The organism is Mycobacterium sp. (assembly GCF_035499775.1).
In the GTDB taxonomy this organism is placed as follows: Bacteria; Actinomycetota; Actinomycetes; order Mycobacteriales; family Mycobacteriaceae; genus Mycobacterium.
In genome coordinates, this window is record NZ_DATJYB010000324.1 from 44,768 (window position 1) to 65,267 (window position 20,500).

The window sequence follows — 20,500 nt, forward strand, 5'->3', positions numbered from 1 at the left end:
GCCTTCACGATTAGATACAGTGCCCGTTACGGTAACCACCACAAGTCGTTGGGCTTGGTTGCTATTTATATTATGATAGCGATATTCCGTCTTCCGGCCCGCGTGCACGGGCTTTCTCGGTTGCTCAGAGAGGAGCGCTGATGACGCTCAGCACCGACCATTCCAACACCGGGGGCGCGCCCGTCACCCTCGACTTCACCGGCGAGACCAGCCCATACCCGTTCTTCGAGCACATGCGGCGAACCGACCCGGTCTGGCATGGCGGTCTGGCCGACCACGACCAGATGCCTGAGGAACTCAGGCCAAGCGACGAATGGACCCTGTTCGGCTATGACGAGCTGTTTCAGGCGTTCCGCGACGACAAGACGTTCACGTCGGCCAAGTACGACAACACCATCGGCTTGGTGATGGGTCACACCATCCTGGCGATGGGCGGCAAAGAGCACCACGACCACCGCAACCTGGTGGCCAAGGCATTCCGGGCCACCGCGCTGGAACGTTGGGAACCGTCGGTCATCGGGCCGGTCTGCGATCAGCTCGTCGACGAGATCAAAGACCACGGCGAGGCGGATCTGGTGAAGGCGGTGACGTTCGAGTTTCCGACCCGGATCATCTCCACGCTGCTCGGGCTCCCCCCGGAGGATCTCGATCTGTTCCGGCGGCTCTCCCTCGACCTCATCTCCATCCCGACCGACATCATGGCGGGGCTGACCGCGGCCAACGAATTGCACGGGTACTTCCTCAACCAGGTCGAACAGCGGCGCCGCAAGCTCACCGACGACATCATCGGGGACCTGGTCGCCGCCGAGATCGACGGCGAGAAACTGACCGACGAGGCCATCATCGCGTTCCTGCGCCTGCTGCTGCCGGCCGGACTGGAGACCACCTACCGCTCGTCGGGCAACCTGCTGTACTTGCTGCTGACCCACCCCGAGCAACTCGCGATGGTCTACCAGGACCGGTCGTTGATACCGATGGCGATCGAAGAGGGGCTGCGGTTCGAAACCCCACTGACCATGGTCATGCGGACCACAACGCGAGAAGTCGAAATCGGTGGCAAGACAGTCCCATCCGACGCGCAGATCGACATGTGCATGGGTTCGGCCAACCGCGACGAAAGCCGCTGGACCGACGCGAACACGTTCGACGTCCGCCGCACCCGGCAAGCCCACATCGCCTTCGCCGGCGGCATCCACATGTGCCTCGGTATGCACCTGGCCCGGCTGGAGACGCGGGTGATGCTGAGCAGCCTGTTCGACCGCGTCAAGGATCTGAGTTTCGTTGCCGACGACGGAACCGGTGTGGAGTCCAAGATCGTCGGGCTCACCTTCCGATCCCCCAACAAGCTTCCTGTCACATTCAGCCCGGCCGCATGAAAAGCCGCGCGGCGATCCTGCACGACGTCGGCGGGCCGTGGTCGGTCGAGGACTTCGAGCTCGACCCGCCCCGCGCCGGCGAGGCCCTCGTCGAAATGGCGGCCGCCGGGTTGTGCCACTCCGACGATCACATCCTCAAAGGCGACATGTCGGCACCCAACGAGGTCATGAAGGCGATGGGGCTGCCGACCATGTTCCCGATGATCGGCGGCCACGAGGGCTCGGGCATCGTGCGTGAAGTCGGCCCTGGCGTCACCGACTTCGCTCCCGGCGACCATGTGGTGATGTCGTTCGTCGCCGTGTGCGGCCAGTGCCGCTGGTGCGCCACCGGCATGGAGTACCTCTGCGACACCGGAATGGGCACCATGATCCCGGGCATGCCCACCGACGGAACGTTCCGTCACCACACCGCCGACGGCCGGTCGTTGGGTCATCTGGCGAAGGTTGGCGCATTCGCCAAACACACTGTGGTATCGGTGAATTCACTGATCAAGATCGATCGTGACCTGCCACTGGTGCCCAGCGCCCTGCTGTCCTGCGCGATACCGACCGGCTATGGCTCGGCCGCCAACCGGGCCGGCGTGCGCGGCGGCGACACCGTCGTCGTCATCGGAGCCGGGGGCATCGGGACAGGCGCCATCCAGGGCGCCCGGATCAACGGCGCCGCGCAGATCGTCGCCGTCGACCCGGTGGAGTTCAAGCAGAAGTCGGCCCTGCAGTTCGGCGCTACCCACAGCGTCGCATCGGTCGACGAGGCAATGGACCTGGTACGCGGACTCACCTACGGGGTGATGGCCGACTCGGTGGTGGTCTCGCCGTCCCTGATCACCGCCGACGACGTCCGTGACGCCGTGGCGCTCACCCGTAAGGGCGGGACTTGTGTGCTCACCGGCATGACCTCACAGTTGACAGCTTCGGTGAACATCAACCTGCAGGACTTCATCCTGATGAACAAAACCCTGGCGGGCACCATCTTCGGCTCGTGCAACGGCAAGGCCGACATCGCCCGGCTGGCCCGGCTCTACCAGACCGGCCAGCTCCTGCTCGACGAGATGATCACCAGACGCTATCGACTCGACGACATCAACGATGCCTACGCCGACCTGCTCAACGGTGAAATCGTCAGGGGCGTCATCGATTACGGCATCGACTAAGACTCTTTGGCCTTCTGCCTTTGTTCGTGCAATTCCTTCAGTTTCTTCAGCCTCATCAACTTCTCGACCTGCCCGTAGGCATCGATCGGGCTGTGCAGGGACAGCCCACCGTCGGCATGCACCACTTGTCCGGTCACCCAGGACATTTCGAGGACACCGACAATGGCCTCGGCCATGTCACGGGGCTCCCCCAGCCGACGCAACGCGGTGCGCTTCGACATACCCTCGACCCAGGCGGGCCACTTCTCGGCATCGGGCAGCATCGGGGTTCGGGTAACGCCGGGTCCGACGGCGTTGATACGGATGCCGTAAATGCCCCACTCCACGGCCGCGACCTTCACCAGCATGTCCAGGCCGGCCTTCGACACGCAGTAGGCACCCATATCCCGATCTGCGACGGTGCCGCTGATGCTCGAGACCACCACGATCGAGCCCTCCAGTTCGGCGTCGATCATGGCCTGGGCGGCCGCGCGGATCGTGAACCAGGTGCCGGTGAGATTGACCGACAACACCCGCTCCCACTCGGCGGGCGGCAGTTTCAGCAGCAGACCGGACGACCCGACGCCGGCGCTCGTCACGACTCGCGTGGGCACTCCGTGCTCGCGGATGGTCTGTTCCATCGCGGCGGCCACGGCGTCGGGATCGCTGATGTCGCAATCGATATCGCCGCCCGACAGGTCCCAGGTGACGACGTCGTGGCCAGCCTCGCGCAGCCACGCCGCCGTTTCACGCCCGATCCCGGAACCGCCGCCGGTCACCAAGGCAGTCGATGCACTCATGCCGCAGGTCCGATCAACTCGACGAGTACGCCGTCGGGCGCGTCTATCACGGCCATCGGGACGGTCCTGCCGCCGGGGGCGGGCATCGTGATGCGGCGAACGCCGTGGGTGAAGCCCAGTGCGGCCAGCCCGGACAGTGTCTCTTCGACGTCACGTTGCAGCGACAGCAGGAAGAATCCGTGCCGGGGCGCCTCCGGCGAGGGCAGCGCCTGGTCGGCACCCGCTAACTCGACTAGTTCGACTATGCCCGTATCCGGCGTTTGCGGATCGCCTAAAAAGATGGATCGCAGTCGATCGGTCTTGGCGCCAAACAGTTCTGGCCAATCCCCGGTGAAGGTGTAGTCGAACAGTTCAGTGAATCCCATGCCGTCGCGCCAGAACTCCATCGAGCGTTCGACGTCGGCGGTGCAGATCGCGGCGTGATGGATACCTGGCACAGGCTTCCTCTTCCCTGGTTCGTCACAGTCTTTCCCTGGTTCGTCACAGTCTTTGGCCGGCCGGGACCCGCCGTAACGACGCAATTTTAGGCGTTGACGCTAACTGGTCGGGCAGCGCCTTGTGCACTGACCGTCCGGAACGGCGAGGGTGATCAAGTCGTGCCTACGACCAGTCGTTCACCCGCGCCGACCAGGTTGCCCTTCGAGAGACCGCGTCTATTGCACCGCGGCGTCAGGCCTGCTTGACCGCCTCGATCTCGAGGGTGAGTGTTACCTTGTCGCCGACAACCGCGCCGCCGGTTTCCAGCGGCATGTCGAGATCAATTCCGAAGTCCTTGCGGTTCAACACGACTGACGCTTCGAAGCCGGCGACCTCACCGTGGCCCATGCCGGGGTTGACACCGTAGAAATCCAGGTCGAGGATGACAGGCTTGGTGACGCCCTTGAGCGACAATTCGCCGTGCAACAGATAGCCTTCGCCCTCGGGCTCCACCGCACCGGACGTGAAGGTCGCCGTGGGGTACGTCTCGACCTCGAAGAAATCGGCCGACTTCAGGTGGGCGTCGCGCTGGGGGTTGCCCGTGTTGACCGAACCCATCGCGATCTCGGCATTCACCGACGGCGTGCCGTCCTCAGCGACCCCGATCGCGCCGCTGAAGTTCTCGAACTTGCCGCGGACCTTGCTGACCATCAAATGACGTACCGAGAAGTTGATCGACGAGTGCACCGGGTCGATTGCCCACGTGCCGGCGCCGAGTCGGGTGGTTGCGGTTGCAGTCATGTGTCCGTCTTTCTTGTTGGGGCGACGGCCTCCCCGCCACCTTCATCGCACTAAACGGACCATGGTCCGGTTTCATTCCCTCGGCGGGCGGGTCAACTGCCGCAGGGGTGAGCGCCGCGGACACAGCCCGCATATTCAGATGCGTACCAGACCTAGGATTCGAGTGTGCTAAAGCTCTGGCAGGCCGGCGTCGCGACGATGGCAGTGGCGGTCCTATCGGTGGCGCTCGTAATTCTCGACCTCAGCGACGGCGCGTTTCGACGCTGGTGGTCGGCTCGGGCCTTCACCACGGATGCTCTCGCGGGGATTCTGGTCGTGCTGATCAGCGTGTTGATCATCAACCAGGCGCTGGGGATCCGTCAAAACCGCCAACGATTCCGCGCGACGGCGGCGCATGTCGCCATCTTGTTGAGTCAGGCCATCCGGGCTACCCGTGCGGTCTTGGCTTCCAACACATCTGACGATCGCAACGCCGCCTCTGAGGAACTTCGGACGTACATGGTCATGCTGATGATCGCCGCGCCGATCCTGATCGAGTCGAAAGCCCCCCGAGCCTTCCTGGAAGACGCTCAAATACTGGGCGGCATGCTGGTGGCTGTCCAACATTCGGATTCGCCAAAGCTTTTCAAGACCGTTCCGTCTAATACTCAGCTCGAAGAAGCGCTGCAGCGGCTCAAAAGCAAGGCGGCGCCGTTGCTTGCGCCGTTGTCCGCCGACGAGCTAACCGCCGCCGGAACCGAGGAACCTCCCATGTCGTAATCGGCGTCCATACACGTCGAACATGTTGGTTATGAACACATTTCGTCCATATCACCCACGCTCGGCGAGTCGAACCGAGAACCCTAACCAATCCTGGCGAGCGTGCTCTCCCACAACTCAGCGGCGAGCCGAGGATTCCTGGCCAACCGGTTGGCCCGCGCGATCTTGTGCCGCGAATAGTATTCGCCGGGGGTCCAATCCGTACCGGGCGTGCTTGACGCCAGCCAGACCAGCTGCTCTGCACCTTCATCCGAGGTGGCGGTAAACCGTTCTGTCGGCGTGTATTTCTTCATGAACGCCAAAAACCGCGATCCCGACGCCGGGCCGAAATTGGAGTTGACATAGCCGGGGTGGACCGTCGCAACCGCGAGCCCGTCGGCGTGGTATCGCCGATGTAATTCCTTGGTGAACAAGACGATCGCCAGCTTCGACAGAGCGTAGGCGGTGCTGGCCCGGCGGCTCGCCGTGTTCTCCAGGTCGGCGACGGTCGCCCGCAGGACCATCAGGTGCGACGAGCTGGTCGTGTTGACGACGGTGGCTTTGGACTCGACGAGCAGATCCATCAACTGCGTGGTGAGCAGAAACGGCGACAGGTAGTTGACCTGATAGGTCTGTTCGTAGCCGTCGGGTGTCAGTTGGATCTCGGTACTCATGCCCCCGGCGTTGTTGAGCAGCACGTCGATGCGGGGATAGTCTGCGCGAAGTTTCTGCGCCAGGGCTCGCACCTGCGACAGGTCGGCGAAATCGACCACGAAATGGTCCGCGTCCAGTTCCGCGGCCACCGCGGCCGTCTTGCTTTGTGACCGCCCGATCACGACGATCTTGTCGCCGCTCTGATGTAACCGGCGGGCCGCCGAGGCGCCGATGCCGTCGCTGGCACCGGTGATGACAATCGTCCTTGACGTCACGCGAAGAGTGTATCGATTGGCGCGGAACGTCAGTTGCCTACCGGCACCTGTTGGCAGCTCTCGAGTCAGCCCACCAACCGACCGAATGCCGGATCGACGACGGGCACATGCAGGTTCCAGGTCGGAAATGCGCGACGCAGCAGCTGCGGGCCGGTGACGGTGACATCGCCGGTTCGAAGCACATCTCGCCAACTTCGAGCGCCGCGGTGCCAGTCGACGAATGCTTGCGATCTGGCGTCAACGGTCAGATCCGGCCGCCCACCCGGATCCGGCGGACTCGGAGGCGACGGCGACAATGGCGCCCCCGTCGCCACCGCCAACGCCGCAGCCGCTGATCGTCTGGAAGGACGGTTTGACCGGCTGGTCGTCGTGGATCGGCTTCACTCCGCCCGGACCCAACCAGGAGCCGCTGGGTATTGCCATTCTGGTCAACGGCTTCTGGAACAAAGACAAACCCGAAGTCGTGGCCGACGGTCACGGCCATGCGATGCTCAAACAGATCTCCCCCGCAATTTAGCCTCGGCTCGCCGAGCGCCCATAATCGCGTCACGCCAACGTGTAGCGCACCGGCAGGTGCTTCAGGCCGCCGACGAACGTCGTCGCGGTGAGTTGCGGATCACCGCTGCACTCAATGGATTTCAGCCTGGGCAGCAATTCGGAGAAGAAGCTGTTCACCTCCATGCGGGCCAGCGCGGCGCCCATGCAGAAGTGCACGCCGTAGCCGAAGGCCACATGTTTGTTGGGGTCGCGCCCGACGTCGAAGCGGAACGGGTCATCGAAGACGTCCTCGTCACGATTGGCCGACGCGTACGACAGCAGCACGGATTCGCCTGCCGCGATAGGTACTCCGCGCACGGAGGTGTCTTGGGCGGCGGTGCGCATGAAATGCTTGACCGGAGTGACCCAGCGGATCATCTCCTCGGTGGCCCGCGGCATCAGCGTCAAGTCGTCGCGCAGTCGCGTCAACTGGTCCGGGTTGTCGATGAGTGCATGCATGCCGCCCGAAATAGTGGCACTGGTGGTGTCATGGCCGGCGGTGGCCACGATCAGGTAATAGGACACGGTCTCGAGATCGGACAACGGCTCGCCGTCGATACGGGCATTCGCGATCGCCGACGCGAGATCCTCGGTCGGATGCTCACGGCGCGACGCGGTCACCCCGTTGAAGTACTGGAACATGTCCAGCAGCGCCGGTAACTGGTCCTCGTCGGAGGTGCCGCGCTTGAACTCGCTGTCAGCGCTGCCGAACAGTTCCTGGGTCAGCTTGAGCATGCGCGGGAAGTCGGCCTCCGGCAGGCCCAGCAGCGACATGATCACGTAGAGCGGGTAATTGACCGCGACCTGCTGCACGAAGTCGCACTCGGGACCGACGGCCATCATCTTGTCGACATAGATCTTGGCCAGCTCGTCGACCCGCATCTTCAGCGCCCGCATCGCCTTGGGCCGGAACCAATCCGCACCGATCGCACGCACTAGCCGGTGCTGCGGATCGTCCAAATGGATCAGTGTGCGCACGCCCGCGGCGGCCTGCAGCTCGTCGCCCTCGATGGTCGCCAGCACCGGGCGCGGCCAGTTGGTGAACAGCATGTTCTCGCGTTCGATGTCCATGATGTCGGCGTGTTTGGTGATCGCCCAGAACGGCCGGTAGCGCGGCACGTCGACCCAGGACACCGGTGCGCTGGCGCGCAAATGAGTCAGCGCGGCGTGCAACCGCGGCTCGTCGGTGTAGGCCAATGGATCTGCCAATAACCTGGCGGCTTCGTCCACCGTCGGAGCGCTCATGGTCGTATGTCATTCATAACCGAAACTCCTTGAGTGCGGCGGTAATACAGTCCTGGGAAGCGGCGTAGCAGATCGGTTGCACGCGGTCGACCACGCCCTGGCAACGACTTCGGATGCCGGCGGCGATCGTGTCGACCGGGCCGACGACGGCGAAGGCATCCAGAATCTCGTCATCGATGAGCGAGCCCATGGTGTCCCACTCACCTTCCTTGGAGAGACGGTTCAGTTCGGTGTGCAGGTCGCCCCAGCCGTGCAAGTCAAGAACCTTGCGGTAGGCCGGCGTCGATCCGTAGAACGCAATCTGCTTGCGCGCGGCGGCAATCGCGGTGGCCAGTTCGTCGTCGTTCGTACCGGTTGCGACCATCACTTCGGCCGACACCTCGAAGTCGCCGCGATCGCGACCGGAGCATTGCAGACCGCGCAGCAGCACCGGCATCGTCACCTCGGTGAGGTAACGCTTCGAGATCATCGGGTGACCGAGGTGGCCGTCGGCGATCTCGCCGCACATCTCCGTCATCGCCTCACCGACAGCGGCCAGGAAGACCTTGGGAGCCCGGTGAGGTTGCGGCTCGGGGGTGAACATCGGGGTCATGATCTTGTGGGTGTAGAACTCGCCCTCGAACCGGAGCTTGGTGCCGTCCTGCCACGCGGACCAGATCGCGTGCAGCGCAGCGACGAATTCACGCATCCGACGTGCCGGGTGGCTCCACGGCATGCTGAATCGTTTTTCGATATGCGGCTGGATCTGCGTGCCCAGGCCGAGGATGAACCGGCCCTGTGAGTACGTCTGCAGGTCCCAGCCGATGTTGGCGACGATCATCGGATTGCGCGCGAACGCCACCGCGATGTTGGTACCTAGCTCCAGTCGTGACGTGTGTTCGGCAGCCAGCAGCAGCGGCAGGAACGGGTCGTGGCTGGTTTCGGCGGTCCAGCCCCCGTCGTACCCGTCTCGTTCCAGGGCCGCGGCCCCGTCAGCCGCGCGTTCGAGCCGACGGGGGATCCCGCCATCGATCTTCAAGCTGGACACCGGCGTCATGGATGGGAAGCTACCACTCATGCCGCCCCGCGATTTGGGCCGCGATACGGGAATTGTCCCACGTCAGGATCCTGCCCTCGGGCACGAACCGCAAATAGACCGAGGTGACGTAGCGCTGCCGCGTCGCCTCGGGCAGGCCGCCGGCCGGCGGGCGAAACGCTGCGTACTTCGCATCGATGCCTTCCTCGATACGGCCCATCGAGGCTCGTCGGTGACGAATTCGACGCTGCCGGTGAGATGGACGGCCCGCAGGTCGACCCAGCGTTCCCCCGATTCGACCAGAAACGAGGCCCTGGGGTCATGCCGGACCCGCGCGGTCTTCTTGGTGCCGGCTGGCGTCCTCATCGCGACCGTGCGATCCTCGGCCACGAACCATACCGGCAATGCGATCGGCATTCCGTCGGCGGCGCAGCGTGGTCAGAATTCCGGTGTGCGCGGCCGCGATTTCTGCCCACGCTTCGTCTTCGGTCAACCGGACCATCGGCTCGCCCCAATCGTGCTTGGTTTGTCGCAGAGGCTACAGTAAGCACTTCAGTATGTACCGACCGCCCTTCGGCGAGGTAGGACGGAACCATGACTAAAGGCCAGGACTGGGCGGAGACGCTCGATGATCTGGACCGTCGCCGTCGCCATGCGTTGGCCATGGGCGGCCCGGAGCGGCTCGACAAGCATCGCGGCAAGGGAAAACTCGACGCTCGTGCGCGCATAGCGCGACTCCTCGATCCGGGCACCTTCCGTGAAATCGGAACCATGGTCGGCGGCGATATCGCCGCCGACGCGATCGTCACCGGCTCCGGTCTTATCAACGGGGTGCCGGTGCTGGTGGGCGCCGAGGACTTCACGACATTGGCCGGCAGCATCGGGCCGGGGGGCAACTCCAAGCGCTACCGGATCGCCGAGCTGGCGGTGCGCGACAAGGTTCCGTTGGTGATGCTGCTCGACGGCGCCGGTTTTCGTCCGACCGGCGGGCACTACGGGCGCAGCCCGACCGATCTGCTCGCCCAGACCCAGTGCTCGGGCCGGGTTCCGACGGTCGCGGCGGTGCTCGGCCCCTCGGCCGGGCACGGCGCCCTCGTCGCCCCGGTCTGCGATTTCCGGATCATGAGCAAGCAGGGTGCGATCTTCACCGCCGGGCCGCCGGTCGTCAAAGAGTCCACCGGTGAGGAGATCTCGAAGGAGGATCTCGGCGGAGCGGGCGTCGCACCGCTCAGCGGGGTGGTGCACAACGTCGCTGACGACGACGAAACCGCGCTCGACGATATTCGCCGCTATCTGTCGTATTTTCCGCCCAGCGCGTGGTCCTACCCACCGTCGCAACCGGCCGGCACACTGACCGAACCGCGTCCGACGCCGGAGTTGTTGGAGATCGTCTCCCGCGACAACCGCCGTGTCTATGACATGCGTTCGGTGCTCGACGTGGTCTTCGACCGTCCGGACTGGTTCGAAGTACAGCCGCAGTTCGGCAGAGCGATCATCTGCGCCTTAGCGCATCTCGGCGGGCATCCCGTCGCGATCGTGGCCAACCAGCCACAGGTGCTAGCCGGGTCGATCGACGCCGCCGCCGCCGACAAGGCGGCGCATTTCATCTTGGTCGCCGACTCCTTTCACTTGCCGATCGTCTTTTTGGCCGACAACCCCGGGATGCTGCCCGGCAGCCGCTCCGAACGCGAAGGCGTACTTCGCAGTGGCGCACGGATGTTCGCGGCCCAGACCGCCGCCACGACGATCAAGTTGCACGTCACGCTACGCAAGGCCTACGGTTTCGGCTCCATGGTCATGTCACTGCTCGGGTTCGATCACCAGTCGGCCACCTTCGCCTACCCCGGCGCAACGATGGGGGCGATGAGCGCCGCGGCGCTCACTCGCGCGACGCACGCCGGCGAGGACATGTCCGCCAAGCTACGCGACGCGGAGTTGCAGGCATCCTTCCGGTCGGCCGAGGGCATGGGGTTCGACGAGCTCATCGATCCCCGCGAGACGCGCGACGCGCTGCTGGCCTCTTTACAACGCGCTCTTCGAAGCCGGCAGGCCGCCGCCGAACCGGTGAGCCGCACGGTGATCTTGCCGTAGCTGGGAAGATAAGCCCGTGGCGGAACGATGGACACGGCAACGGCGCCTGGAGCACACCCGCGAGGTGCTGATGGACGCCGCCGAGGAAGTGTTTGCCAAGCGCGGGTTCGGCGGCGCGGCACTGGAAGACATCGCTGCGGCGGCCGGATACACGCGCGGGGCGATCCACTCGCATTTCGGAACAAAAGAAGAACTATTCCTGGCCGCGTTCGAGCGTCACCTGCTTCGGTTTCTCAACGGTTTCGAAGACATCATCGGCGGCTTCGAAAGCCTCGAGGATCTCAACGTTGCTCAATTCGCCGAGCGGTGGCGTGCACTGAACATCGCCGGGCCGGACAGCGCGGCGCTGGGATACGAGTTCTCACTCTTTTTGCTCCGCAACCCCGGCGCGCGGGAACGGCTGGCGGCCAAGCGTGAAGAAACAATCCGGTCGCTGGCCGACTACATCGCCAGCAACATCGCGCGCCTCGGCGGCGCACTGACGATCCCGGCCGACGCCTTGGCGCGGGTTCTGATCGCCAGCCATGAGGGTGTCACCATCAGCGCGCATCTGGACGGTCACGATCTCTACGAGCCGTTCCTACAGATGGTGATATCCAACGTGGCACCCAAGACCGCCCTCAGGCCTGGCCCAGCCAAGCGCCCCCGGCGAACCGGTTGAGTTCAGGGCAGCTTGATCACCGACACGTACATTTCCAGAATCGGCCGGTAGAGATCGACGTCGTCCAGGTGGCTGCCCAGCATGACGGAATCGCTTGTGGCAATGAGGATGTGCGCGAACGTCAACGGAGGGATCAGCAGGGTTCCGCCGAGCCGGTCGACGCCCTCGGCGATAAATTTCCCCAGCGCCTCGACCACCTCTGATCTCTTGGCCGCCACCCGTTCCCGCGCCTCGGGATTGCGCCGCAGATACAAGGTGAACTCGAGGCCCAGCGCAGCGTGCGCGGCCCCGCGGTCAGAACTGAGTTGGCGCCACCGCTGGGCAATGTCGTCGAGTTCGCGCGCTCCCAGCTCGTTGGCCCCCGACATCACCTCGGCGAAATTGTCGAAGTAGCGACGCCAGTACCGATCGCTCACCGCCAGGAACAAGTCTTCCTTCGTGGCGAAGTGCTTGTAGATCGCGCCTTTCGTGTAGCCCGCCGTGTCTGCGATGTCATCGAGAGTTGCTGGCGTGAAGCCCTTTTCGGCGAATACGTGCTCCGCCGCATCCAGGAGAAGCGCACGCGTGCGTTCGACGCGGCGCTCCCGGGTCCACCGCTCAGCCATGCAAACGATTCTGCCACGAGAATGAGAAACACTCTTGTTATTCAGATACCAGTTGGTATATTCACGCATGCCGGAAGGAGTTCGATCGATGAGCAGCGGACTGTCGGACAACAAGAGTTCCCCCTTTAAGACCGAATCTGTAACCGAATCGCTCAGTAGAGTCGCCGCCCTCGGTGGTCGGCCGGAGTCGGCGAGCAAGCCCGTGCGGGCCTGGGCCATCGCCGGCGGTGCCATCCTGGCTTTCCAGCTCTACGTCTGGATCCGATGGATGACCGGCCCCTACTTCAAACGGGTGCCCGCGGGGCCCAGCGATCCGCCGACGCTGATGAAGGTGGTCCTGCTTACCTGGACGGCCGTCATCGTGCTCGGTCTGCCGGTCGGCATCTATTACTTCATCGTCCGGCCGTGGCGGCGGGAGCGGCGAATCACGCTGGACGGCATGCTGCTGGTGGCGTGCGGCTTGTTGTTCTTTCAGGACCCGCTGCTGAACTACTTCAGCACGTGGAGCACGTACAACAGCTGGATGTTCAACCGGGGCTCATGGGTGCAGCACATTCCGGGTTGGGTGTCATACGGGGAGCCGGGCCGCATGATGGCCGAACCGCTGTTGATGAATGCGCCGGGTTACTCGTACGGAGTACTGCTCTGCACGATTCTGGGCTGTTGGGTGATGCGCCGGACGAAATCGCGCTGGCCCAACATCAGTAACGCCGGTCTGATCGGGGTCTTGATCGTCTGGACGTTCTTCTTCGACTTGGTCATGGAGGGCCTGTTCCTCATGCCGATGGGGCTGTACATCTACCCCGGTGCGATCAAGTCCTTGTCCATCAATGCCGGCACCTATTACCAGTGGCCGGTGTACGAGGGGCTGATGTGGGGCGGCGTGCAAGCGGGGCTGTGCGCTTTGCGCTACTTCACCGACGACCGCGGCCGGACGTTTGTGGAACGCGGCTTGGAACGAATCCAGGGCGGGTTTGTCAAGCAGCAACTCACGCGCTTCCTGGCCATCTTCGCCGCGTGCAGCATGTTCTTCTTTGTCTTCTACAACATTCCGGCGCAATGGTTCGCCATGCATCAGGACCCGTGGCCCGCCGACATCGTGAAGCGCTCCTACTTCCTCATGGGAATCTGCGGAGACGGAACCGATCGACTCTGCCCCGATCCCGCAGTCCCGGTTCCACTCAGAAACTCCGGCTACGTCAATCCCGATGGCAAGCTTGTGCTTCCGGACGGCGTCAAGCTTCCGGCGATCGTTCCCTTCGATCGCGGGAAGTGATGTTGAACGGTCCACCCGCCACTGTTAACTCCGTGGGCTCCGTTGCGGAGGCACCGTTCTACCGAGCGGTCGGCGAGGAGATGGACATCTTTCGGGCGGCGGCCCGCCGCGGTCTGCCGGTGCTGCTGAAGGGTCCCACGGGATGTGGGAAGACCCGCTTCGTGGAGGCCATGGCTCACGAGCTCGGTCGCGACTTGATCACCGTCGCGGGCCACGAGGACATGACGTCGGCGGACCTGGTGGGCCGGTTTCTGCTCAAAGGCGGGGAAACGGTCTGGGTGGACGGGCCGCTGACGCGGGCCGTGCGCGACGGCGCGATCTGCTACCTGGACGAAGTGGTGGAAGCGCGCCAGGACACCACCGTGGTCATTCATCCGCTCGCCGATCATCGCCGTGAGCTCCCGGTCGATCGGCTCGCCACCACGTTGAAGGCGGCACCGGGCTTCCAGCTGGTGATTTCCTACAATCCCGGCTACCAAAGCGTTCTGAAGAACATCAAGGAGTCGACCCGCCAGCGCTTCATCGCCATCACCTTGGATTTCCCGCCCGTCGAGATCGAGACGGTAGTGGTTGCCCACGAAGCGGGGATCGACTTCGCGACCGCCCGCGCTCTGGTCACCCTGGGCGACGCGATCCGGAACCTGACGGGTTCACCACTGCGCGAAGTATCGTCGACCCGGATGTTGATCCTCGCCGGCGGCCTTGTCGCCGAAGGGCTGAGCCTCCGCAGTGCCGTCCAGTCAGCCGTCGTCGAGGTGCTCACAGACGATCCGGACGTCGTTCGCGCCCTCAGTGAACTCACAGACGCCGTGCTGCACCGGACGTGACCGCCTCAAATCCGCAGAACCCTAACCGGTTTCGATTCCTTGCCACCCATATCGCGGGCAGGTCCGTCGACGTCGCCGAGGCGTCGGCAGGCGAGGCCGCTCACACCGACGGCAAGGTCATATTCGTCTCGGCGGGCCGGCCTCTCGACGAACAACGCCGCGAGATGCTTCTCCAGAGTGGTCTGTTGGGCGCGGGCAGTCTGGATCGGCAATTGGTCCAGGCATTGCGGGCACGTCCCTCGATAGCGCGCCGCTACCTCGCGCTCGAAGGGCATCGCGTCCTTGCCGAAATCGCCGGGCAGATCTCACTGGCGGCCGCGCTGTGTCCCGATGGCCTACCGCGCACCACGACCGCCGATAAGTCACTCGAGGTGGCCAGGAGCACAGCGGAAATCGCCGCTCCACCGGAATGGTTCGGGGTTATCCGGCCCTCCCGACTGCTTGCGGCTCCGGACGGGCCGGGCTCGCAGACCACCGAGAAGGACCTGCGCCTGGAATTCGATCCCGTCGACCTGCCAGATGCCGGCGACGACCGCGACCGGGAGCGGGTCAAGGAGAGCAAGGTCCTCAAACTGTTTGAGAATCCGCTCTTTGCCTCGCGGACGCTGTCGGACTATTTCCGCAAATTGCTTGGCAGTTCGCGTTCCCCCGGGGACGGCGTTGCCGGCGCGGAGATGCAGGTTCGCGCCGTTCGGCGCGCACACGCGACGGGAACACAGTCCCGACCTGCGCCCACGAGGATCCGTTTCACCGATGACCAAAACCCCGGCGCCACGGCAGGCGTGGGCGGCGCGCTCTATCCGGAGTGGGACGAACACAACAACCGCTATCGGCCGGATTGGTGCCGAGTCATCGACTTCCCGGTGACCGTCCCCGCTGACATCGGCGCCGCAGGCGTTCCACACGACGACGTGCTCCGCCGCCGCCTGTCTCGGGTCGGCCTCGGCCCAAAGGTTCTGCGCGGCCGTCCCGATGGCGACGAGCTCGACATCGAGGCGCTCATCAACCTTTTGGCCGATCTGCGCTCGGGCTACTCGCCACCAGAATGCGTCTACCTGGAACGCCGCAAACTTGATCGCAATCTCGGCGTCCTCGTCTTGCTCGATGCCTCGGGATCGGCCACCGAGACGGATCCAGACGGCCTGGCCGTACACGATCATCAGCGACGGGCGGCTGCCACGTTGGCTGTCACGCTCGAGGAGCTTGGCGACCGCGTCGCCGTCTATGCCTTTCGATCGCAAGGCCGCCACGCGGTGCATCTGCCCTCTATCAAAGGATTTGGAAATCGGTTCGGCGCCGTGGAGCGAGCCCGGCTAAACCAGCTCCAGCCATCGGGTTACACGCGCCTCGGCGCCGGCATCCGAGGCGCAGGCGAAATCCTCAAAACCCAGGCCGGTACTCCCAATCGGCTGCTGGTCGTCCTTTCCGATGGCTTTCCCTACGACCACGGCTACGAAGGCCGCTATGCCGAAGCCGACGCCGCGAAAGCCCTTGAAGAGCTCCGCATGGAAGGTATTGCCTGCCTCTGCCTTTCCGTCGGCTCCTCGGCCACCGATATGCTCGGGCGTGTCTTCGGCTCCGCCAGCCATGCCAGCGCGCCGACCCTGGCCGACTTGAGTTCGCAGATGGATGAGCTGTTCCTGTCCGCCCTGCGGGAACTAAGCGCACCGAAACCGAAAGAGATTAAGACATGAAAGTCTTGTTGACGGGTGCGCTGGGAAACGTCGGCCTGGCGGCTTTGACGGCATTGCTTCAAGAGGGCCACGACGTCGTCGCCTTCGACCTCGACTCTCGCCGGGCGCGCAAACTCGCGTCCGGCTTCGACGAACGCGTGCACTTCGTCTGGGGCGATATCACAAAACCGGAATCGCTGGGCTCTGCGCTGGAGGGCGCGGACTCGGTGATCCACATGGCGGGCATCATCCCTCCCTACTCCGAAAAGGCGCCCGATCTGGCCCGCAAAGTGAACCTCGATGCCACGCGCAACTTGATCGAGCAGATGGAGGCCTCGCCCACCGCCAAACGGCTGGTCTTCGCGTCGTCGCTGGGCGTGTGTGGCGACGTCCAGGATCGCGAGCCACCGCTGCGTGTCGACACACCCGCTTCTCCGACCGACGAATACGGACGCCAGAAAATCGCCTGCGAGGAAGCAATCCGACGATCGGGGCTGCAATGGAGCATCCTGCGGCTTGCGGCGGTGACCCCCATCCACTTGCAGGCCCAGGATCCGAGCATCATGTTCGAGTTCAGCCCCGACGCACGATTGGAGTTCCTCCATCCCGCCGACGCCGGAACCGCGTTCGCGCGCGCACCGGCTTGTGCGGAATCGATCGGGAAGACACTTCTCATCGCCGGCGGCCCAAACTGCCGAATGACGTACGGCGACTTCATCAATGCTCTGATGGGTGCCATCGGAATCGGACCCGTTCCGCTCGACGCCTTCGTGCGGCAAAAGCCGCCGCGCTTCTTCGGGGACTGGGTGGACACCGAGGAAAGCCAGCGCCTGCTCGAGTACCAGAAGCGAGGACTCAACGAGCAACTGGAAGACATGAAAAAGGACTTCGGGCTGCTGGTGCCCGTCATCCGTCTCGTGCGCCCGCTCGCGACATGGTTCGTGACCCGCAGTTCTGCTTACCTCAAGGAAAACCGCGCGTCCCCTAGCAGCGCCTAGAAACCGCCGGCGCGATACGCGGTGACGATCGGCTCGAGCTCGTCGGGTGTCGCGCCGTGCATGATCACCGCGTCGGCGCCGTAATCGAACTCTTTGCGGATACGATCCACGCACTGCCGGGCCGACCCGGTGGCCGACGGCTCCAGCCACTCGTCGGGAATCAGCGTGGCGATGTGCTCGATCTGCTCGGGTGTGGCCTTGTGATCGATCCCGCCCGGCACCGACGTCACCACCGCGTCCCCCCGGAATCGTTGCAGCACAGCGGGATCCCAGTTATTGGTCTGGACCAGCAAATCGCCGTACCCCTGCAGGTAGGTGGCCAGACGCGCGACGGTCTTCTTCAGCCGCAGCTGTTCGGGCAGGTGGTCACCGACAGTGGCGAAGCACGACCACACCCGCACGGTGTCGGGGTCGCGGCCGGCTTTCTCCGCGGCAGCCTTGACGGTTTCGACGCAGCGCCGCAACGTCTCCGGGGTGAAGTAGGTGTGCAGGATGACGTCGTCGAACGCCCGGCCGCCGAGCGCCAGCGTGTTAGGCCCGAAGGCCACCAGCGCCAATCGAATGTCTTCGTCGAAGTCCCGATCCAGAAACAGGATCGGGTATTTGCCCATCGGGCCGTCGTGGTTGAAGATCACCTCACCGTGGAACAGGCGGCGCATGACCTGCGCCCAGTCTTCCATCTGGGCGGTCGTCACCGCCGGGATCCCGAAGGCCCCGTAGATCGCCGCGATGCCGCGGCCGATGCCCAGCGTGAACCGGCCGCCGGAGAGCCGGTGCATGGTGGTCGCCCACGATCCGGTGATCAGCGGGTGGCGAGTGTTGTGATTGGTTGCGGCAGTGGCGATCTGCATCCGGTTGGTCACCGCGCACGCGGCCCCGACCAGCGACGAGGCCTCCTTGACGTTCCAGCGTTCGGAGATGAACGCGGTGCCGAAGCCCAACTCCTCACCGCGCCGGGCCTCGTCCATCAATGTCGCGGGGCCCTCTCCCCCGGCCCCGGCCAGCAGGTAGTAGCCCAATTCGTCGAGCGTGCGATCACTCAATTCCAAACTCCTTGTTTGTAGCCGCAGTTCCACACCTCGGTGATCTTGCCGTCGACAACGCGGAACACCTCCATGCTGGCGACGTTGGTCTCGGTGCCGTCCTTGGTGGTCATGCTCGAGTCGTACACGATCGCGACGTGCTCGCCGTCGTCGCCGTCGATGACGATGTTGAGCTCGAAGAGCAGCGAGTCGAAGAGTTGCCACATGTCCGCTACTCGCTGGACCGCCTGAGCGTGGGTCAGCGTATTCGCCTCACCGACCTCGTGTCGAATGACGTTGTCCCCGAACAACTCCTCGGCCAGCTCGATATCGCGTTCGTTCCAGACCACCAGGTTGTAGAGCTCGACCACCTCGCGCGCGGTGCGGGTGGCCATCAGCCGCGCACCTCCGACTCGTCGACGACCCCGCGCAGGAACCGCTCGGTGACCTTCGGCACGCGCCGCGAGAACACCTGGCCGACATGGCCGCCCGGATACCAGTAGAGCTGTCCGCCCCACCGCTCCTGTAGCGCAATCGTCGGCTCGCGCATCGCCATCCGATCGTGCCACGCACCGACGATCAGCCGGCGGTGCGGCGGCGGCGCCGGGTCCACGCTCAGCGGATCGATCACCGAGGTCAGCTGCGAGACCACGGTGGACTGCAGCAGCTCCCGGTAGGCATTGCGCGACGTCCCCCAGCGTCCCAAGTGTCGCGCGATCATCGCGTTGAGCCCCAGGATCGGCGTGTACAGCGCCACCGCGTCGATCGACCGCTCGAGATGCGAAACCAGCGCGGCTACCGGCGTGCCCATCGAAATCCCGGCTACCACAACGGCAGTGGCGTTCGGCTGCGCCCAGCGCACCACGGCGCGCACCTCGGAGACCGCTCGCATCATGCCCGCCACATTGCCCAGCGGGTCCATGTCCGGGTAGCGCGGCCAGTGGCGGCGACGGCTGCCGTGTCCGGGCTGTATCGGCAGCGCCACGTTGAACCCCAGCTCGCGCTGTATCCGGCCGATCCGAGTCAGGAGCAGATCTTCGACACCGCCCTGACCGGCGCCGTGTACCCACACCAGCCACGGTCGCGGACCGTCAGGGTGCCGGCACAGGTGCACCACCGCCCGGGCCCGGCCGCCCAGACGCTCGGCTTCCAGCGTTTGCGGCAGCGCCGGATCGTGCTCGAAGGTCATCCGCTCGTAGGACAGGCCGGCGATGCGCTGTCGCCGTATCGAGTGGACTCGCAACGGTTCCGGATCGGCATGCGCGCCGTCAATGCCCAGCGACGACAATTCCTCGGCCGCCGCGGCGTAGGCGCTCGGCGGCCGCGCCGTCTGGGGCACGTCCCCGCCCAGTATCGAAAAGCCGGTCAGGACAAGCTCGTCGAGCATGACCTCGCCGAACTGGCGCGCGCCGCGGGCCGACGCCCACGTCCAGCCCGACGATTCGTTGAGACCGGTCAGCGTGCGCGGCACCACCATGCCCAGCTGCCGCGCGATGCTCGGAGTTCGTGTCACCCAGGACATGTCACCCTCCCTTCCAGACGGGCTAACTCAGCTTGAAACCGGTGTATCCGCCCGCCGCGATTTCATCGCAGCGGCGCCGGTATTCGGGGATCCCGCCGGTATAACCCATGTACATCCGTTTCTTCCCGGGCACATTGCCGCCGTTGTACCAAGAATTGCAGCTCGGGTGGACCAGCACCGTCGGCGCGACGAGCGCGGTGGCGTGGTCGATCCACTCCTGCTGCGCAGGGCCCAGCGCCTCGATGGTGCGGATTTCGTTGGCACGCAGATAGGCGATGCAGTCGCCGATCCACTCCACATGCTGCTCGAGGGCGGCAACGAAATTCGTCGCGGCGCTGGGACTGCCCGGGCCCTGGATGGTGAACAGGTTCGGGAAGCCGGCAACCGCCAGCCCGAGATAGCACAGCGGCCCGGCGGTGGCCCAGAACTCGCTGAGCGACATGGCGTCACGGCCCCGAATATCGATACGGGTCAGCGCCCCGGTCATGGCGTCGAACCCGGTGGCGTAGACGATCACATCGAGCGGGAAGAAGCCCTGCTCGGTCTCGATCCCCTCCGGCGTCACCCGCGTGATCGCCCCCTTGCGCAGGTCGACCAGCGTCACGTTCTCCCGATTGAAGGTCTCGAAGTAGCCGATGTCGATGATCGGCCGCTTGCACCCCATCGGGTAGTGGGGGACGAGCGCCGCCGCGGTCTCGGGATCTTTCACCGTGCGACGGATCATCTCGGCGTAGAGTTCCTGCACGGCGCGGTTGGCTTCCATGTCGACGGCGGCGTCGGCCCAGACGAACGCCGTCGCCGCCAGCCAGCCGTCCCGATCGAGCCGCGCAAGGC

General features: G+C 64.7%; 22 protein-coding genes and 1 pseudogene. 10 read left to right on the forward strand and 13 right to left on the reverse strand.

The window, feature by feature from the left end; translation table 11 throughout:
• The first annotated feature begins 140 nt into the window (after positions 1 to 140).
• Complete coding sequence (locus VML93_RS20580; RefSeq protein WP_325613514.1) at positions 141 to 1,376, forward strand: cytochrome P450; 1,236 nt, start codon at positions 141 to 143, stop codon at positions 1,374 to 1,376.
• Positions 1,373 to 2,530 carry a Zn-dependent alcohol dehydrogenase gene (locus VML93_RS20585; RefSeq protein ID WP_325613516.1) on the forward strand — a complete coding sequence of 386 codons (1,158 nt, stop codon included), beginning with the start codon at positions 1,373 to 1,375 and terminating at the stop codon, positions 2,528 to 2,530. The genes VML93_RS20580 and VML93_RS20585 overlap by 4 nt, the downstream gene beginning before the upstream one ends.
• Here the strand turns inward: VML93_RS20585 and VML93_RS20590 are convergent.
• The 3 genes from VML93_RS20590 to VML93_RS20600 all read right to left on the reverse strand — a co-directional run bounded on the left by VML93_RS20590 (position 2,527) and on the right by VML93_RS20600 (position 4,527).
• Complete coding sequence (locus VML93_RS20590; RefSeq protein ID WP_325613518.1) at positions 2,527 to 3,309, reverse strand: SDR family oxidoreductase; 783 nt, start codon at positions 3,307 to 3,309, stop codon at positions 2,527 to 2,529. The genes VML93_RS20585 and VML93_RS20590 overlap by 4 nt on opposite strands.
• Complete coding sequence (locus tag VML93_RS20595; protein WP_325613520.1) at positions 3,306 to 3,746, reverse strand: VOC family protein; 441 nt, start codon at positions 3,744 to 3,746, stop codon at positions 3,306 to 3,308. The genes VML93_RS20590 and VML93_RS20595 overlap by 4 nt, the downstream gene beginning before the upstream one ends.
• A 232-nt stretch (positions 3,747 to 3,978) precedes the next feature.
• Positions 3,979 to 4,527, reverse strand: coding sequence for a YceI family protein (locus tag VML93_RS20600; protein WP_325613521.1), 549 nt, complete (start codon positions 4,525 to 4,527; stop codon positions 3,979 to 3,981).
• A gap of 165 nt (positions 4,528 to 4,692) precedes the next feature.
• Here VML93_RS20600 and VML93_RS20605 point away from each other — a divergent pair, with 165 nt between their 5' ends.
• On the forward strand, positions 4,693 to 5,286 hold the full coding sequence (locus tag VML93_RS20605) for a hypothetical protein (protein WP_325613522.1): 594 nt from the start codon (positions 4,693 to 4,695) through the stop codon (positions 5,284 to 5,286).
• A gap of 83 nt (positions 5,287 to 5,369) precedes the next feature.
• Here the strand turns inward: VML93_RS20605 and VML93_RS20610 are convergent, their stop codons facing one another.
• Positions 5,370 to 6,194: an SDR family NAD(P)-dependent oxidoreductase gene (locus VML93_RS20610; RefSeq protein ID WP_325613524.1), complete on the reverse strand. Its 825-nt coding sequence runs from the start codon at positions 6,192 to 6,194 to the stop codon at positions 5,370 to 5,372.
• Positions 6,195 to 6,414: 220 nt separating this feature from the next.
• Here VML93_RS20610 and VML93_RS20615 point away from each other — a divergent pair, with 220 nt between their 5' ends.
• On the forward strand, positions 6,415 to 6,711 hold the full coding sequence (locus VML93_RS20615; RefSeq protein ID WP_325613525.1) for a hypothetical protein: 297 nt from the start codon (positions 6,415 to 6,417) through the stop codon (positions 6,709 to 6,711).
• Positions 6,712 to 6,740: 29 nt separating this feature from the next.
• Here VML93_RS20615 and VML93_RS20620 read toward each other — a convergent pair whose 3' ends face one another.
• The 4 genes and pseudogenes from VML93_RS20620 to VML93_RS20635 form a co-directional block, all read right to left on the reverse strand.
• Complete coding sequence (locus VML93_RS20620; protein WP_325613527.1) at positions 6,741 to 7,976, reverse strand: cytochrome P450; 1,236 nt, start codon at positions 7,974 to 7,976, stop codon at positions 6,741 to 6,743.
• Positions 7,977 to 7,989: 13 nt separating this feature from the next.
• The gene (locus tag VML93_RS20625; protein ID WP_325613528.1) at positions 7,990 to 9,012 is read right to left on the reverse strand and encodes an LLM class F420-dependent oxidoreductase; all 1,023 of its coding nucleotides are present in this window, start codon (positions 9,010 to 9,012) and stop codon (positions 7,990 to 7,992) included.
• Positions 9,013 to 9,022: 10 nt separating this feature from the next.
• Positions 9,023 to 9,211, reverse strand: coding sequence for a hypothetical protein (locus tag VML93_RS20630; protein ID WP_325613554.1), 189 nt, complete (start codon positions 9,209 to 9,211; stop codon positions 9,023 to 9,025).
• Positions 9,212 to 9,276: 65 nt separating this feature from the next.
• Positions 9,277 to 9,408, reverse strand: a pseudogene (locus VML93_RS20635) (pyridoxamine 5'-phosphate oxidase family protein); the annotation flags it as partial.
• Positions 9,409 to 9,585: 177 nt separating this feature from the next.
• Here VML93_RS20635 and VML93_RS20640 point away from each other — a divergent pair.
• Both VML93_RS20640 and VML93_RS20645 read left to right on the forward strand, forming a co-directional pair.
• Positions 9,586 to 11,082: an acyl-CoA carboxylase subunit beta gene (locus VML93_RS20640; RefSeq protein ID WP_325613529.1), complete on the forward strand. Its 1,497-nt coding sequence runs from the start codon at positions 9,586 to 9,588 to the stop codon at positions 11,080 to 11,082.
• A gap of 16 nt (positions 11,083 to 11,098) precedes the next feature.
• Positions 11,099 to 11,743, forward strand: coding sequence for a TetR/AcrR family transcriptional regulator (locus VML93_RS20645; protein WP_325613531.1), 645 nt, complete (start codon positions 11,099 to 11,101; stop codon positions 11,741 to 11,743).
• 2 nt (positions 11,744 to 11,745) lie between these two features.
• Here VML93_RS20645 and VML93_RS20650 read toward each other — a convergent pair whose 3' ends face one another.
• Entirely contained in the window at positions 11,746 to 12,348 is a 603-nt protein-coding gene (locus VML93_RS20650; protein WP_325613533.1) for a helix-turn-helix domain-containing protein, read from the reverse strand.
• A gap of 88 nt (positions 12,349 to 12,436) precedes the next feature.
• Here VML93_RS20650 and VML93_RS20655 point away from each other — a divergent pair, with 88 nt between their 5' ends.
• Genes VML93_RS20655 through VML93_RS20670 form a run of 4 tightly spaced genes read left to right on the forward strand, consistent with a single transcriptional unit; the run spans position 12,437 to position 17,122 of the window.
• On the forward strand, positions 12,437 to 13,624 hold the full coding sequence (locus VML93_RS20655) for a spirocyclase AveC family protein (RefSeq protein ID WP_325613535.1): 1,188 nt from the start codon (positions 12,437 to 12,439) through the stop codon (positions 13,622 to 13,624).
• Positions 13,624 to 14,451: a CbbQ/NirQ/NorQ/GpvN family protein gene (locus VML93_RS20660; protein ID WP_325613537.1), complete on the forward strand. Its 828-nt coding sequence runs from the start codon at positions 13,624 to 13,626 to the stop codon at positions 14,449 to 14,451. The genes VML93_RS20655 and VML93_RS20660 overlap by 1 nt, the downstream gene beginning before the upstream one ends.
• Positions 14,448 to 16,145 carry a nitric oxide reductase activation protein NorD gene (locus VML93_RS20665; RefSeq protein ID WP_325613539.1) on the forward strand — a complete coding sequence of 566 codons (1,698 nt, stop codon included), beginning with the start codon at positions 14,448 to 14,450 and terminating at the stop codon, positions 16,143 to 16,145. Before VML93_RS20660 ends, VML93_RS20665 begins: the two co-directional genes overlap by 4 nt.
• Positions 16,142 to 17,122, forward strand: a complete 981-nt coding sequence (locus VML93_RS20670; protein ID WP_325613541.1) for an NAD(P)-dependent oxidoreductase — start codon at positions 16,142 to 16,144, stop codon at positions 17,120 to 17,122. Before VML93_RS20665 ends, VML93_RS20670 begins: the two co-directional genes overlap by 4 nt.
• Here VML93_RS20670 and VML93_RS20675 read toward each other — a convergent pair.
• The 4 genes from VML93_RS20675 to VML93_RS20690 form a co-directional block, all read right to left on the reverse strand.
• Positions 17,119 to 18,165, reverse strand: coding sequence for a TIGR03857 family LLM class F420-dependent oxidoreductase (locus VML93_RS20675; RefSeq protein ID WP_325613543.1), 1,047 nt, complete (start codon positions 18,163 to 18,165; stop codon positions 17,119 to 17,121). The genes VML93_RS20670 and VML93_RS20675 overlap by 4 nt on opposite strands.
• On the reverse strand, positions 18,162 to 18,542 hold the full coding sequence (locus VML93_RS20680) for a nuclear transport factor 2 family protein (protein WP_325613552.1): 381 nt from the start codon (positions 18,540 to 18,542) through the stop codon (positions 18,162 to 18,164). The genes VML93_RS20675 and VML93_RS20680 overlap by 4 nt, the downstream gene beginning before the upstream one ends.
• On the reverse strand, positions 18,539 to 19,666 hold the full coding sequence (locus VML93_RS20685) for an alpha/beta hydrolase (RefSeq protein WP_325613545.1): 1,128 nt from the start codon (positions 19,664 to 19,666) through the stop codon (positions 18,539 to 18,541). The genes VML93_RS20680 and VML93_RS20685 overlap by 4 nt, the downstream gene beginning before the upstream one ends.
• A 22-nt stretch (positions 19,667 to 19,688) precedes the next feature.
• On the reverse strand, positions 19,689 to 20,500 hold an 812-nt coding region (locus VML93_RS20690; protein WP_414686405.1), incomplete at its 5' end, for a flavin-containing monooxygenase.

Excerpts from the sequence above, each read along its gene's own strand:
- VML93_RS20630 (WP_325613554.1), bottom strand. The coding sequence starts at position 9,211 with ATGGGCCGTATCGAGGAAGGCATCGATGCGAAGTACGCAGCGTTTCGC.
- VML93_RS20580 (WP_325613514.1), top strand. The coding sequence starts at position 141 with ATGACGCTCAGCACCGACCATTCCAACACCGGGGGCGCGCCCGTCACC.
- VML93_RS20660 (WP_325613537.1), top strand. The coding sequence starts at position 13,624 with ATGTTGAACGGTCCACCCGCCACTGTTAACTCCGTGGGCTCCGTTGCG.
- VML93_RS20615 (WP_325613525.1), top strand. The coding sequence starts at position 6,415 with ATGCTTGCGATCTGGCGTCAACGGTCAGATCCGGCCGCCCACCCGGAT.
- VML93_RS20640 (WP_325613529.1), top strand. The coding sequence starts at position 9,586 with ATGACTAAAGGCCAGGACTGGGCGGAGACGCTCGATGATCTGGACCGT.
- VML93_RS20655 (WP_325613535.1), top strand. The coding sequence starts at position 12,437 with ATGAGCAGCGGACTGTCGGACAACAAGAGTTCCCCCTTTAAGACCGAA.
- VML93_RS20650 (WP_325613533.1), bottom strand. The coding sequence starts at position 12,348 with ATGGCTGAGCGGTGGACCCGGGAGCGCCGCGTCGAACGCACGCGTGCG.
- VML93_RS20685 (WP_325613545.1), bottom strand. The coding sequence starts at position 19,666 with ATGTCCTGGGTGACACGAACTCCGAGCATCGCGCGGCAGCTGGGCATG.
- VML93_RS20585 (WP_325613516.1), top strand. The coding sequence starts at position 1,373 with ATGAAAAGCCGCGCGGCGATCCTGCACGACGTCGGCGGGCCGTGGTCG.
- VML93_RS20625 (WP_325613528.1), bottom strand. The coding sequence starts at position 9,012 with ATGACGCCGGTGTCCAGCTTGAAGATCGATGGCGGGATCCCCCGTCGG.
- VML93_RS20600 (WP_325613521.1), bottom strand. The coding sequence starts at position 4,527 with ATGACTGCAACCGCAACCACCCGACTCGGCGCCGGCACGTGGGCAATC.
- VML93_RS20590 (WP_325613518.1), bottom strand. The coding sequence starts at position 3,309 with ATGAGTGCATCGACTGCCTTGGTGACCGGCGGCGGTTCCGGGATCGGG.
- VML93_RS20670 (WP_325613541.1), top strand. The coding sequence starts at position 16,142 with ATGAAAGTCTTGTTGACGGGTGCGCTGGGAAACGTCGGCCTGGCGGCT.
- VML93_RS20620 (WP_325613527.1), bottom strand. The coding sequence starts at position 7,976 with ATGAGCGCTCCGACGGTGGACGAAGCCGCCAGGTTATTGGCAGATCCA.